General features: G+C 47.4%; 13 protein-coding genes. 8 read left to right on the forward strand and 5 right to left on the reverse strand.

Annotated features, from left to right (window positions below):
* Positions 1–291 precede the first annotated feature (291 nt).
* Both AAYN39_RS20010 and AAYN39_RS20015 read left to right on the forward strand, forming a co-directional pair.
* Positions 292–486, forward strand: a complete 195-nt coding sequence (locus tag AAYN39_RS20010; protein WP_000422446.1) for a hypothetical protein — start codon at positions 292–294, stop codon at positions 484–486.
* 77 nt (positions 487–563) lie between these two features.
* The gene (locus AAYN39_RS20015; protein WP_000199879.1) at positions 564–1,439 is read left to right on the forward strand and encodes a phosphorothioated DNA-binding restriction endonuclease; all 876 of its coding nucleotides are present in this window, start codon (positions 564–566) and stop codon (positions 1,437–1,439) included.
* Between the two features lie 480 nt (positions 1,440–1,919).
* On the opposite strand, the gene AAYN39_RS20020 is transcribed toward AAYN39_RS20015, so the two are convergent.
* The 3 genes from AAYN39_RS20020 to AAYN39_RS20030 form a co-directional block, all read right to left on the reverse strand.
* Positions 1,920–2,636 carry a YebC/PmpR family DNA-binding transcriptional regulator gene (locus AAYN39_RS20020; protein WP_000532938.1) on the reverse strand — a complete coding sequence of 239 codons (717 nt, stop codon included), beginning with the start codon at positions 2,634–2,636 and terminating at the stop codon, positions 1,920–1,922.
* Positions 2,637–3,048: 412 nt separating this feature from the next.
* Entirely contained in the window at positions 3,049–4,680 is a 1,632-nt protein-coding gene (locus AAYN39_RS20025) for a class I SAM-dependent methyltransferase (RefSeq protein ID WP_001681527.1), read from the reverse strand.
* A gap of 4 nt (positions 4,681–4,684) precedes the next feature.
* Positions 4,685–4,942 carry a YjhX family toxin gene (locus tag AAYN39_RS20030; RefSeq protein WP_001054380.1) on the reverse strand — a complete coding sequence of 86 codons (258 nt, stop codon included), beginning with the start codon at positions 4,940–4,942 and terminating at the stop codon, positions 4,685–4,687.
* A gap of 487 nt (positions 4,943–5,429) precedes the next feature.
* Here AAYN39_RS20030 and AAYN39_RS20035 point away from each other — a divergent pair, with 487 nt between their 5' ends.
* From AAYN39_RS20035 to AAYN39_RS20045, 3 genes are all read left to right on the forward strand, one after another.
* Complete coding sequence (locus AAYN39_RS20035) at positions 5,430–6,038, forward strand: DUF1062 domain-containing protein (protein WP_000864871.1); 609 nt, start codon at positions 5,430–5,432, stop codon at positions 6,036–6,038.
* Between the two features lie 360 nt (positions 6,039–6,398).
* Positions 6,399–7,310, forward strand: coding sequence for a hypothetical protein (locus tag AAYN39_RS20040; RefSeq protein WP_000556762.1), 912 nt, complete (start codon positions 6,399–6,401; stop codon positions 7,308–7,310).
* 210 nt (positions 7,311–7,520) lie between these two features.
* Complete coding sequence (locus tag AAYN39_RS20045) at positions 7,521–7,982, forward strand: DUF302 domain-containing protein (RefSeq protein WP_001796324.1); 462 nt, start codon at positions 7,521–7,523, stop codon at positions 7,980–7,982.
* A gap of 16 nt (positions 7,983–7,998) precedes the next feature.
* Here the strand turns inward: AAYN39_RS20045 and AAYN39_RS20050 are convergent, their stop codons facing one another.
* Entirely contained in the window at positions 7,999–8,664 is a 666-nt protein-coding gene (locus AAYN39_RS20050; protein WP_000588705.1) for a dienelactone hydrolase family protein, read from the reverse strand.
* A 349-nt stretch (positions 8,665–9,013) separates the two neighbouring features.
* Between AAYN39_RS20050 and uxuR the strand changes: the two genes are divergently transcribed.
* Positions 9,014–9,787: a Uxu operon transcriptional regulator gene (gene uxuR, locus AAYN39_RS20055; RefSeq protein ID WP_000841652.1), complete on the forward strand. Its 774-nt coding sequence runs from the start codon at positions 9,014–9,016 to the stop codon at positions 9,785–9,787.
* Here uxuR and trpS read toward each other — a convergent pair whose 3' ends face one another.
* A complete protein-coding gene (gene trpS, locus AAYN39_RS20060; protein ID WP_001094618.1) occupies positions 9,788–10,801 on the reverse strand; it encodes a tryptophan--tRNA ligase in 1,014 nt (337 codons plus the stop codon). It lies immediately after the preceding gene.
* Between the two features lie 717 nt (positions 10,802–11,518).
* Here trpS and AAYN39_RS20065 point away from each other — a divergent pair.
* Together AAYN39_RS20065 and AAYN39_RS20070 are read left to right on the forward strand one after the other, a co-directional pair.
* The gene (locus AAYN39_RS20065) at positions 11,519–12,049 is read left to right on the forward strand and encodes an Hcp family type VI secretion system effector (RefSeq protein WP_000907666.1); all 531 of its coding nucleotides are present in this window, start codon (positions 11,519–11,521) and stop codon (positions 12,047–12,049) included.
* A 238-nt stretch (positions 12,050–12,287) separates the two neighbouring features.
* A complete protein-coding gene (locus AAYN39_RS20070; protein WP_000683258.1) occupies positions 12,288–13,022 on the forward strand; it encodes an aspartate/glutamate racemase family protein in 735 nt (244 codons plus the stop codon).
* Positions 13,023–13,025: the final 3 nt, after the last annotated feature.

Raw genomic sequence — 13,025 nt, forward strand, 5'->3', positions numbered from 1 at the left:
AGAACAGTGAATGGCTGAAAGTTATTATAACTTTTTGTTATTTTGAAAAAACAGATAACAATAATTGAATTATGAATTTAATTAAATTTGAAATTGATATTAGTTTGATTTTAATCAATAAGTTAAGTTTATTATACGGAGGGGCTACTCGCCATTTGTTTTAATCTGTAAGGAGATGATTTGTAGCTACAAATCTTTTCAACCCCATATCATCCCATTGAACCTCCGGCCGGAACCGTCTTTACGATGGTTCCGGCCTTCTTTTTACCTGCCTGCCTACAAAGGAGTGATATGGAGCTGAATAACGAATACCAAAACTACGAAGACGAGGACGACGAAAGCGCTGACGACCTCCCTCCATCCCACCACCCGCGCTCTTTCCAGTCCATCATCGGTTGGCTCTACGACAAAGCAGTCAGTGGTATCGCAGGCATCGAATCCGCTGAAATGCTTGCCGCCCGTTATCTTGAGGACGCGAAAGGGTGATGCACAGCTCGCCGCCCGCACCATGATCCACTGGGAGAGCATCATCGCAACTATGTGCTCATGAATTCTTCAATGTAATGACCTCTGACAAAACCCTAAAGCAAGCGATATCAAATATTACTATTTGGCGCAAAGGCGAACAGCGAGCGCCGCATAAGCCGTTATTGCTGTTATATGTTCTCTCGCACTATCGGCAGGGTCACGATCGTCTGTTTGATTATGGTTCTGAAATTCATGAGCAATTGCTGGATTTGCTGGAGCGCTATGGGCCACAGCGCCGTGAACAGCGCCCGGATATGCCGTTCTGGCGTCTGAAGGGCGATGGTTTCTGGGAATTGCAAAACGCGGAATTCTGCTCAACCAGCGGTAGCCGCCAGCCACCTAAACGTGAACTCATTGAATATAATGTTGCTGGTGGGTTTGATGCCGTCAATTTCGCGCTGGTAACAAAAAAACGTAAGCTAATCGACACGCTGGCGCAGCAGATCCTTGAGGCGCATTTTCCGACCAGTATTCAGGAAGACATCGCTGACGAGATGGGTTTTGATATTCGCACCTCTTTCCGTCAACGCGATCCGAAGTTTCGCCAGGCGGTGCTACGAGCTTACAATTATCAATGTGCGGTCTGCGGCTTCAATATGCGCCACGACAACGCCCCTATAGCCCTTGAAGCAGCCCATATCAGATGGAAGCAGCATCATGGTCCTTGTGAAGTACCTAATGGCCTGGCGTTGTGCGCAATCCATCATAAAGCGTTCGATCGTGGTTCGATTGGCCTGGATGAAAATATGCGCGTAGTGGTTTCCGACGCGGTGAATGGTGGCGGAGTGGTACAGCGGTTGTTCTGGGATTTTGCGGGGAAAGAGATCGCGTTGCCCCCGGTTAAAGAAAATTATCCGGGTGAGCGGTTTGTGGAATGGCATAGGAAAGAGGTGTTCAGAGGAGAGCATTGATCTGGGGGAGTATTTTGAGTGTGGTATACGTTATCTGTTAAAAATAGCTCCACATCAAAAGCATCGAAGTAATCGGCCACGGTTCTCGCACTATGGTCTGTAGCGCGCTGGTGGAGTCACACCTGTAGTCAGGCGACGCGTAGAGCGCCAGATGAGCCATCATGAGCGCAAGCGGAATTTATGAGGCGCGGCATCTTAAAGAGCACAGGGAGATTGTAAGTAGCCCGATATTGCTGGCTTTTGCTTATCTTGCTGACGGGATTCGTCGTATGAAGCATGAGAATTACCTCATGTTTTATATAAGGATTCAACACCATATCAAAACCGGTAGCTCTCAACCTTTCAAGGCTATGTGTCAGATCAAGTGGCAACTAATAAACATAAATTTAAAAACTTATATATCTGGCCAGATAGACTTTTTTATAACAGCTTTATAAATTAAACAAATCTGCCATAGAGACAGATTTGTTTAATTTATAATTAGAGGTTTGCAACGTTATGATATACTTTTTGCACATCATCATCATCTTCAAGGGCATCAACAAGTCCTTCAAAGATTTCTAAATCTTCTGGTGAAAGTTCAACGTCTGATTGAGCAATCATTTCTAATTCTGTTGTTGAAAATTCAGTAATTCCAGCGGCTTTTAGCGCTGCAATTCCTTTGTGCAGGTCTGTAGCTTCAGTATAAATAACGATGTTTCCTTCTTCTTCGGTTACATCACGAACATCAACTTCAGCATCAAGCAAAATTTCAAAAATATGGTCAGGGTCTGTTCCTTTAAATACAATCACTCCAGTATTGTCAAACATATAGCTGACAGCACCTGCAGCTCCGATATTCCCGCCTTTTTTATTAAAAATTGTGCGGATATTAGCAATCGTACGGTTAACATTAGACGTCAACGTTTCAGCGATAACCATTGAACCATTGGGTCCAAAGCCTTCATAACGCCCTTGCACGAACGTTTCATCTCCGCCACCTTTGGCTTTATCAATGGCTTTATCAATAACATGTTTTGGAACCTGTGCTTGTTTCGCACGTTCAATAACGAATTTTAAAGCTGAGTTTGATTCCGGGTCTGGTTCACCTTGTTTAGCCGCAGCATAGATTTCTACACCAAATTTTGCATATACTTTAGACGTTGCACCGTCTTTAGCCGTTTTTTTAGCAACAATATTTGCCCATTTACGTCCCACTGGAAACATCTCCTCAAAGAATTATTTACATTAATGGCAGGTTAATAACCTGCATATTTTTCTACCGTATTATATCATAATATATAAATTCTCGTCTATGAGAAATAAATACATCCAGCTTTTACGAGGGGGGTACTTTGATTTTAACAATGGCTAATATGGTGGGTAAGTCATTTTTTAATTTTCTTCTGGTTCTTTTTTTATTCTTAATAATTGAATCGCAGCAATAACGTCTTATTGATGGTGGTTTCGCTCATCAGGTGAGGTGGAACGCTTGCACGTCTTGCGACATATTGTGGCAGAAACTTAATGGCGAAATTAAGACGATATATTCCCGCCTTGAGCCGTGTTAATTTGTTGAATACTTTTAAATGGAGGTATACCTCTTGTAGGGTATACCTCCTGCTTCACGTTATCGCGCGATTAACGCAAATACGCCCCAGCCAAAGTATTCTCGCGTCCAGGTGACGTGACGTTTGGGGGCTGCCGTCAGTTCTGTTCGAACCTCTTGCGCAAACTCATCGTCAGGGTTTTCCTCCAGCCAGCGGCGCATGGTCATCCACTTAGCGGCTTCATATCTGTCCCAGCCTTGCGGGTCCGCCAGCACCATTTCCACTACGTCATAGCCGAGTTGGTCGAAAAAGGCGACCAGCTCGGGCAGGGGGCGAAAATCGGCGACGGATGAGACGCCACAGGCGTGGGCGATCTCTTCCGTTGCGGGGATCTGACGCCAGTACGGTTTACCGATGAGAATGATCCCGCCAGGTTTGAGGCTTTTGGCCAGCAGATCTATTGTCCCCGCGACACCGCCCGCAATCCAGGTAGCGCCTACGCAGGCCGCCACGTCATATTTTTCCTCGTCGATATAACCGGCCGCGTCGTTATGAATAAAATGTACGTATTCACTGACGCCGAGCTCTTCTGCACGTTGTTTTGCCTGTGTGGTGAAGAGCGGGCTTATGTCAATGCCAGTACCTGTAACACCGTAATCGCGAGCCCAGGTGCAGAGCATCTCACCCGAACCGCTACCGAGATCGAGAATCCGCATGCCTGGTTTCATGCGTAACGCATGGCCCAGCGTGGCGTACTTTTCCGCTGTAAACGGATTATGGATACGGTGTTCGCTTTCGCTAATGGTAAAAATACGTGGGATATCCATTGGGTTATTCCTTTTACTGAGGGCAATACCCTCAGAAGTGGATGCTTTTTCAGCCAGCAGCGCAAACAGCTTGCCTGCAAAAGTCTCGCCGACCGGCCAGGTGTGACTGTCCGGGCGCTGCAACACAGTGAAGCCAGCATCACCAAGCAGGCTGATATATTCATCATCGCGCCAGGCCTTCATTTGACTGCCGAAACGGGTGGTACAGCCGTTTTCCGCTATCGCCCAGAACTGCGTTGAGCTGGTTTGGGCCTCTTCATCCCAGGCATTTTCCGTTAACAGCAGATGAGGCACGGCAAGAAACAGGCCGTGCGGACAACGCTGCCAGCCTGGCTGCGCCATGCCCTGGCGTTTAACTTCATCGAAGGTATGCACTTCAACAAGCAGTTTGCCGTCCGGTTTCAACCACTGCGCGCAATGACTGATGAGGCTTTGCGCATCAGCAGCGCTAAAGACATTCAGTTCCCCAAACGTCATCATAATGAAATCAAAGGGTTCCGTGGGGTGGTATGTACGAATATCCTGCTGAATGTAGTCAATATTCAGGTTTGCGGCTTGCGCCTGCTGGCGAGCCCATGTGATGGATGCCGGAGAGAAATCTACGCCTGTGCAGTGAAACCCACGCTCTGCTAACAGGCGGGTATAAAAACCGGGGCCACAGCCGAGATCCAGAATGCGGGCGCCTGCGGGTAACTGACGGGTAATCCATGTTACCTGTTGCTCAATCACGGTTAGCCGGCGGCTGGCCCAGTCGTGATCCTGTGACAGATGATTTTCCAGCATGCGTTGGCTGAAGGCTGGCTCGTCCCAGGGGATTTTGCCTTCATCGGGTAATAGCCGAATGCGATGCGTTGCAAAAATAACGGCGCTGATATCCATCATCATCTCCTTAGCGATTGTCAGGCTGGGCGCGAACGTTGTTCAGCCCGGTTGTATTAATGCGGTAGGGCTGACCGTTAACGGATTTGATCAGCTTTTTGGTTTTGAGTTTTTTGAATACAGCGAGCGTGCAATCGGCGAGCAACAACCCTTCGCGGCTATAGCACTCAACGGCGGTGACGCGGCCTGACGCATCGCGGATGTGCGTAATGCGTCCGCCTTTGGCGAGAACGTGTAAGGTACGTTGTTCCTGACGGGATAAATTCATACTGAAGAACCTGTTTAATCATCATAGGCAAAACGTGCAAACACACTGCGGTGTCCGCATTCGATTTCGGCGCATTGATAATCAGTCCGGCCTGAAAAGGTCGGGTAACTGATTATCAGATGATGACATTCTCCAGCATCAAAGCCTCGGGTTGAGTTGAAAGGTATTTACGTAGTGAATGATAACACCTGATTTCTGTAAGTGAATAACCGGGAGTGAAAAGTGTGATCTCAAAGGGAGGCTCATGACGTTTAGCGTATCAGATGAATAGCTCCCGCAATTACCATAATGAATATTGATTAAACTCATATACCCGATAATGGCCGCTTTGATAGTCTCGACGTATCTTTTGGCCGTTGACAGGGTTGTAGCGTTGGAAATCTTTTTTTAACCCGCTGAAAAATATCACTTAAATATTTTTCATACACAAACATTTATGGTCCGCTGAGTTCGGATCCGGTTTTGTATGGGTTAAAAAAGGTACGTTATGAAAGTCATATGGACTGTCACTCCTGTGGGGTATCAGCGCATAGCGAAACGTTGCCCTTCATGCAGCGTAAAACGGGACTTCACGCCTTCTGGGGCATTTCGGGTTAATTCGCAAAAGAAGGTACTCGATGTCTGGAGTATCTATAAATGCACACACTGCGATTACACCTGGAATATCTCCCTGTTCTCGCGCCTGCCAGTCAGCAAAATTAACCGCAATCTTTATTGCCGGCTGATGGCGAATGATGCTGCCACGGTGCAATATTTTGCTTATGACAACGCGATCCTGAAGCGAAACAATGCTGAATTATCGGGGCAGCCTGATTTTCACATTCAGGAACGGTGGCTGGTCAGTATCGCCTCCCACAAGCAGGTCAGTGTTAGCGTCAGGATTTCCCGTTCTTTTCAGGTCAGCCTGCTGTCGATTTTGAAGAAGCAACTCCTGCTAAGCGCAGCCGAAATCAAGAGACGGATTGAAACAGGGCAAATAAGTGGCGTCACGATGAAAATGCTTAAATCGCGAAAACTGAAGAATGCGAAATATGATTTGCAGCTCTCTGTTGAAACACTGTATGACCGGCGAAGGATTGTTCTGACCCGTCGATAAAAACAATAAGCTCACCTTACGTTTAAGTGTGCTGGTATGGCAACGACGCAACGGAATGAAAGAAGGACTAAGGGACAGGTGAGCTTTAGTTGAATAACGCTTGTCTGTGGCATTCAGTGAAGACTGAATCGCCACGGATAATCCAGACGTTTTCGCACCAGTGATGATCAGCAGAATGACAAAGGGCGATGGGTTACAATTATCTTTATCTGTAGAGTAAATAAATATTCACGCAACACCATTAAAAAATAAGAAGAAATGGCTCACTGTTGAGCTGATATTAATACCTGAACCACTGAATTAGAGTAATGTGGCGCTATTCATAGCGTAATTTTTTCTGTTGCGGTTACAGGGGGAGGAATGCACACCTTTAGACCATACTTACTAAGGCATAGCGATCTGTTATATGAAGATATTCCGTTAGAAATACGCGAGCAAATAATCTTATTGATTATTAATACATTAGGGAATTGCTCCTCTTTTTATGATATGACATTATACTGCTATCATAATAGTCATTCTGACGAAGTTTATCGAAGAATATGTAAAACGTTGCGCAAAGAGTATGGCTTATTCACCTTATATGCGCATTCAACGTCATATCTGGATGAAATGAGTAATCTGTTATTAAAAACAGATGATAAAAGAAAGCATATTGATACCATTGAGCTTGCTTTTAACTATATAGATACCTACCTTCGGACCTACGAAGTTACGCTTGGGTTAGAACCAGATAAGGCGATTAGTGAATTAAATAATATATTTCATGAGCATAGTTTAAAATATCGATATGAAAATGGTAGAATTGTAAGGTTGCGCAGAATAAAACGGCTTAAAAACATATGTTATTATTTGTACTCTCCTGGAGAGTATGGCTTTGTCGAATATGATCTTATGGAAGCGTATAATCGCCTGATGCTTAATGATTTTGCCTGTGTCGTAAGGGAATGTCATGCAGTCTTCAGAAGCGTTCTCCTCAGAATTCATGAGAGAAAAAGTATCGTATATCATGAACAAGATAGTTTAAATACACTAATGGCTAATCTGATGGCGAGAGGCGTTATATCTGCTGAATATGTACATAAATTTCATTTTTTAATTGACGTGCTGGAGTCAGAAATATTTCTGCCGATGGCGCCAGAAAAGTCGCATCATCACCACGCAATGATGCTCCGTATCTCTGAAGAGTTGGCCTGTAGTATTTATTATCTTACTGAGCGGAGTATATTTTTTCTTACCCAGCGGGCTGAAGAGGATGGTGTCGCGCCATAATCATAATAATGATCGCGCTGTCGCTCAGTCAGATTGGATCATCGTTATTTAAATTTGTTCAGACGTCGGAATTTTTTGTTCTGCCGTCTGTTTTTTTAGTGATGAGCTGTTCAGTGCAATAATAAGGGGTACAGTACGATGACTGATTTTTAAACCGCATATCATCTGTGTCGCATTTACTCATGGGTATTGGGTCAGGGAGAGAGAAGAATGAGTACTATTTTAAAGCCTTTTTTATCGGCGGTAACCCTGATGTTAATCTTAATAAGGCCTGGCTTTGCAACGGAGGATGGAGCGATAACCATGGTTAAAACCTACAGCGCTTATGACTATTTGCAGACCCGAGCGCGGTTGATGCACGCTGTCGCCGATCACGGTCTGGTGTTATTTGGGGAATTTGACCATGCCAGAGCGGCACAGAATGTTAACCTGAAAATGCCGCCGACAACGGTTCTGGTCTTTGGCAATCCTAAAGGCGGAACGCCTCTCATGCTGGCGCATCCCGAACTGGCGCTGGATTTACCGTTTCGGGTGCTCATTAGCCAGCAAGCCGATGGGCGAACGTTAGTCAGTTATCACCCCGCTGAAACGCTGCAACGTTATGGTCTTGATGCCGCAGACATACAGGCTTTGAAAAAACTGGAACAGCTCGTTGAAAAAAGTCTCCACTAAAGCTGAAAATCAGGCTTCAATCGGGCGATGTGTTTGCACAAGTGATGTCGCGAATAAATGCGCTCACATCGTCCATTACCTGATGAGATAAGGCGGCATCGAAGGTGGCGCTATCAGCATCACAGAACCCGTGCCGCGCATCGTACATTTTACACTGCACCCGGGGGCGCTTTTCCAGCGTCTGTCGCATGGCGCGGGGATCAAACGCCGGCTCATAACGCGCGATAATAACCAGTGCCGGACAGAGAGGCGCAAGATGAAGGTACTGGCGTATACGGGAACCGTAATAGCAAATGACGCCATCGCATAACCCACTGGCTGCACTTAGCCATGCGAGCGTTGCGCCGACGCTATATCCTACGACGATTAACGTCTCGTACTGCGCTCTGAGATCGTGGAGTAACGTGGTAACGACGGCGGGATCAAAGCCGACATTTGCTGAAAAGTGACGGTAAGCCTCCTCCTGCTGTTCATAGCGAAAGGGGGTATGGTGAGGAAACAGCGCGGGAATATAGATGTCGAATCCGCGCGTCATCCATTCATGGCCTGCGCGTTGGATATGAGCGTTAATACCATAAATTTCATGCAGAATAATCGCTGCCCGGCGATGGCGGCTCGACAAACTGGAGGCGTTGCTTCCCCCGGATACGCTTGGGGCGAAAAACACTGTGTCTTTTATCATAACGCGTTCTTGATACAAAGAGAGCGGCTGGATTTTCGCCGATCACGCTATGTCAGAGGCGTTGTTCCTGTCAATGTACAGACACATTTTATGGCGTAATTTTTGGTTGATAAATTTTATATTGGTAAACCAATATGTTGTTCATATTCAGGCATCAGGGCTAAAGGTGGAACATCAGTCGTGTATTGTCTACTGCCTTTCCTTTCATCTGGCTTCACTAACGAAACGGGGCGCATTATTGTTTTGTTGGTTGACCAGTTTCGCGTTTTTGGTGTGCTACGCGTGCTATCCCTCTTTACAAATGCTATAGTCTGATACCGGGAAATCGCATCGGACGGGCACGACCAATATGAAATCAAACACTTCTCAGCAAAGACCTTACCAGGAAGTGGGCGCAATGATACGGGATCTGATTGTGCAGACGCCGTACCGCCCCGGGGAGCGCTTGCCGCCGGAAAGAGAGATCGCTGAGAGGCTCAATGTGACGCGTACCGTCGTGCGTGAAGCGCTGATCATGCTGGAAATTAAAGGTCTGGTTGAAGTCCGCCGCGGCGCCGGGATCTACGTGCTCGACAGCGCGGATAATAACGAGATGGAAGGCGCTGACGTCAATCACTGTAATGACGCCGGGCCGTTTGAACTGTTACAGGCGCGTCAGTTGCTGGAAAGTAATATCGCTGAATTTGCCGCTCTGCAGGCCACCCGCGAGGACATCATTAAAATGCGCCAGGCGTTACAACTGGAAGAGCGAGAACTCGCCTCCAGCGCGCCGGGCGGCTCAGAAAGCGGCGATATGCAGTTTCATCTGGCCATTGCCGAAGCGACCCATAACAGTATGTTGGTCGAGCTCTTCCGTCAGTCCTGGCAATGGCGTGAAAATAATCCGATGTGGCTCCAGCTTCATAGCCATCTGGGCGATACGCTTTACCGTAAGGAGTGGCTGGGCGATCATAAGCAGATCCTCGCGGCGTTAATTAAGAAAGACGCCCGCGCAGCGAAGCTGGCGATGTGGCAGCACCTGGAAAACGTGAAGCAGCGTCTGCTGGAGTTTTCCAATGTTGATGACATCTACTTTGATGGCTATCTGTTTGAGTCATGGCCGCTGGACAACGTTGATGCCTGATTATACCTGGAATAGCGTGGGCAGACCCAGTCCACGTTTTACTTCCTGTAGCGTCTTTTGAGTGACCTCATGCGCCCGCTCGCTACCTTTTTTCAGTAATTCCATTAGCATTCCCTTATCTGCAATAAAGGTTGCCCGTCGTTCGCGTATTGGCGCGATCAGTTCTTGCAGGCAGGTCTCCAGCTCATTTTTACAGACACGATCGCCTAATCCGCCTTGTTGATAATGTGCTTTCATCGCCGCGACTTTGGCTTTATCCGGATGGAACGCATCCAGCCACGTAAAGACGACGTTACCTTCTATTTTTCCCGGATCGCTAATTTTTAAATGATTGGGATCGGTGTACATCGCGCTGACCGCACGGTGGATGGTTTCTTCGCTGGCGGAAAGAAGCAGGGTATTGACGAGCGATTTCGACATCTTGGCGCTGCCGTCAATGCCTGGCAGACGGCCCGTATCGCTCAGGAGCGCCTGACAGGGTCGCAATACCGGCGAGGAGAAAAGACTATTCATCTTATGAACGATCTCATTCGTTTGCTCAATCATGGGCAATTGGTCGTCGCCAACCGGTACCATTTCGGCCTTAAAGGCGGTGATATCTGCCGCCTGGCTAATGGGATACGCCATGAACCCGACCGGCAGGGAACGGGTAAAGCCTTTTTGGGCAATCTCATTTTTTACCGTAGGATTACGCTCCACTCGGGCGACGGTAACAATATTCATATACAGCACCGTTAATTCAGCGAGGGCGGGTAATGCGGATTGCAGGCAGATCGTCGTTAGCGCGGGATCGATGCCGACGGCCAGATAGTCAGCTAACACTTGCGGAATATTATCGCGGATTTTTTGCGGATTACTGCCGTTATCGGTGAGTCCCTGCAGGTCAGCAATCAGGACATACTGTTGGTGATCCTGCTGTAGCGCGACGCGCTGGCGCAGTGAACCGACATAATGGCCGAGGTGCAGCGAGCCGGTGGGGCGATCGCCAGTCAGAATGATAGGAAGGGTGTTCATTAAGGACTCCTTTATGCTTACTGTAAAGCCGAAAGACGTCCCGAAACGCAGTAGCCGCCTTTCGGCGGCTACTTAAAAAGGGATAGTGATCCGTGCCGCCTTCAGGAAGGCAGCCACCAGCGGAGATGACGTTGCGTAGCGTTGGATCGTTTCGTGTTCATGTGGTCTAACGTATCACGACTAAACGTAAGGGTAAAGCGGCTGGCGTGTCGTCCGGGCATAAAGTCATATCGCCTGCACAGAGAACATGTCACTGACTTTGAAACGCGATTTTATAATTTGCTGCCCAAAAATACGTGGCGCTGAAAGGCGCATTTTTGATGCAAGTCATTTATTACTGTGATAACACTGCGCGCGATAAAAACATTAAATATATTTACATAGTAAATATGTTCTATTGGAATGGTTGTTTTCGATATGACAAAAGTCTAAAAAACCCATTGATGTGAAAAGGAATAAGAATTGTCTACATTCCGATTCTGTGGAATTAAGTAATTTCTCGGATAAAAATAAGAAATGATATTGATATTTCTTTTTTGATATGGTTCTTATAGCGGCTATGGTTATTCAGGAAACGATGCTTGAATGCCAGGCGTAATAGATTTCAGGTCAGTAGCGCTATTGTAAAATGGATTGTTGATGGCAGAAGGTATTTAGCAAGAATCCAGTTATAGCAGATTGTCGGTATTTAATCTGGTATACAGAGACACCAACGAAATGGCTGGAAAATGGAACGTTCTTTCATTGTTGGCGTTCCGTCCTTGTCAGCCTGCTTTGCCGCATGATAATCACGGAGGGGGGATGGACGCCATCTATTTAAAACTGGACGGTATTGAAGGCGAAAGCCAGATCAAAGGTTTTGAAAACCAAATAAAACTTATTGCTTACAACCACAACCCGACGAAACGGGAGTCCGGCGAAGCGAGAGGGACATATATTGGAGGGTTGACGCTGACAAAGCCAGTCGATCTTGCTACGCTTGGCCTCTATGAGCACTATTGTAACGGGAAAACGGTGAAAGAAGGCGTGCTGACATTATGCCGTAGTGATAAGGGCGCAATGCTGCCATTTATTATTTATACGCTCACCAATGTGCGAATTTCACGCATGAGCAATCATGGCGACGCCGAAGGCAGCGCCACGGAGACCGTGGATTTGGTTTATAGCCATATTCGCTGGGATATTCCCGCATTGGCGTCGAAAAGCAAAACACGGCGGCCCCTTCACCGACAGGCGCTGTGGCGATGAGGACAAAACAAGCTTGCGGACTCGCAGTGGGCGATGCTGTATAGCGAAATGGCATTTAGCGGCTTGCGAAGGCTGATGAGCGCTCATGTAACCAATCGATTGCCTGAAAAGGCGATAACGCATGGCCCTTACACCCGTTATGATTTTTACGCATAGCCGCTAATAAAACGGCATTTTTTATATACACATCAAGTTGATAGTGTGTTTCTGACCTTGACGTAAATAAGCGGGAAAAGCGATGAAACACACCATTGGGATACTGGGGGGGATGGGACCTGCGGCAACGGCGGATATGTTGGAAAAATTTGTTGAATTGCGACATGTCAGTTGTGATCAACAACACATCCCGCTCATTGTCAGCTCTATCCCTGATATTCCCGATCGTACAGCATGTCTGTTATCCGGCGGGCCTTCGCCATACCGTTATCTGGAGCGTTATCTGCATATGCTGGAAGACGCCGGGGCGGAGTGTATCGTTATCCCATGCAACACTGCGCATTATTGGTTTGATGATTTACAGAACGTCGCGAAAGCGCGAATGATCAGCATCCTGGACGCCACCCTGGGGGATATTCCGCCATCGGCGCGGCACGTTGGTCTGCTGGCGACCAATGCGACGCTGGCAACCGGGTTATATCAAAAGAAAGCGCTGGCGCGGGGGCTGACGTTAATTCAGCCAGAAGACGCGGGGCAGGCGTTGGTAATGCAGGCTATTTATACGCTTAAACGTGGCGATAAAACTGCGGCGCAAGCGCTGCTGCTGCCGCAAATCGATAGCCTTATTGCCCGTGGCGCTCAGGCAATTATTATGGGGTGTACCGAAATTCCGCTTATTGTGGCCGGACATGAACGCGCGATAGCGTGCCCGATGATTGATTCCACAGCGTCGCTGGTGCGCGCGGCGATTCGTTGGTATGAGTCCTGGCCAGACACCCGCGCCTCTTTGACCGGGGAACAACGCCTTACCGCCTGATGT

Source organism: Salmonella sp. K21076 (assembly GCF_039650795.1).
Lineage (GTDB): Bacteria > Pseudomonadota > Gammaproteobacteria > Enterobacterales > Enterobacteriaceae > Salmonella > Salmonella enterica.

Excerpts from the sequence above, each read along its gene's own strand:
- AAYN39_RS20010 (WP_000422446.1), top strand. The coding sequence starts at position 292 with ATGGAGCTGAATAACGAATACCAAAACTACGAAGACGAGGACGACGAA.
- AAYN39_RS20015 (WP_000199879.1), top strand. The coding sequence starts at position 564 with ATGACCTCTGACAAAACCCTAAAGCAAGCGATATCAAATATTACTATT.
- AAYN39_RS20025 (WP_001681527.1), bottom strand. The coding sequence starts at position 4,680 with ATGATGATGGATATCAGCGCCGTTATTTTTGCAACGCATCGCATTCGG.
- AAYN39_RS20030 (WP_001054380.1), bottom strand. The coding sequence starts at position 4,942 with ATGAATTTATCCCGTCAGGAACAACGTACCTTACACGTTCTCGCCAAA.
- AAYN39_RS20035 (WP_000864871.1), top strand. The coding sequence starts at position 5,430 with ATGAAAGTCATATGGACTGTCACTCCTGTGGGGTATCAGCGCATAGCG.
- AAYN39_RS20040 (WP_000556762.1), top strand. The coding sequence starts at position 6,399 with ATGCACACCTTTAGACCATACTTACTAAGGCATAGCGATCTGTTATAT.
- AAYN39_RS20045 (WP_001796324.1), top strand. The coding sequence starts at position 7,521 with ATGAGTACTATTTTAAAGCCTTTTTTATCGGCGGTAACCCTGATGTTA.
- AAYN39_RS20050 (WP_000588705.1), bottom strand. The coding sequence starts at position 8,664 with ATGATAAAAGACACAGTGTTTTTCGCCCCAAGCGTATCCGGGGGAAGC.
- uxuR (WP_000841652.1), top strand. The coding sequence starts at position 9,014 with ATGAAATCAAACACTTCTCAGCAAAGACCTTACCAGGAAGTGGGCGCA.
- trpS (WP_001094618.1), bottom strand. The coding sequence starts at position 10,801 with ATGAACACCCTTCCTATCATTCTGACTGGCGATCGCCCCACCGGCTCG.
- AAYN39_RS20065 (WP_000907666.1), top strand. The coding sequence starts at position 11,519 with ATGGCTGGAAAATGGAACGTTCTTTCATTGTTGGCGTTCCGTCCTTGT.
- AAYN39_RS20070 (WP_000683258.1), top strand. The coding sequence starts at position 12,288 with ATGAAACACACCATTGGGATACTGGGGGGGATGGGACCTGCGGCAACG.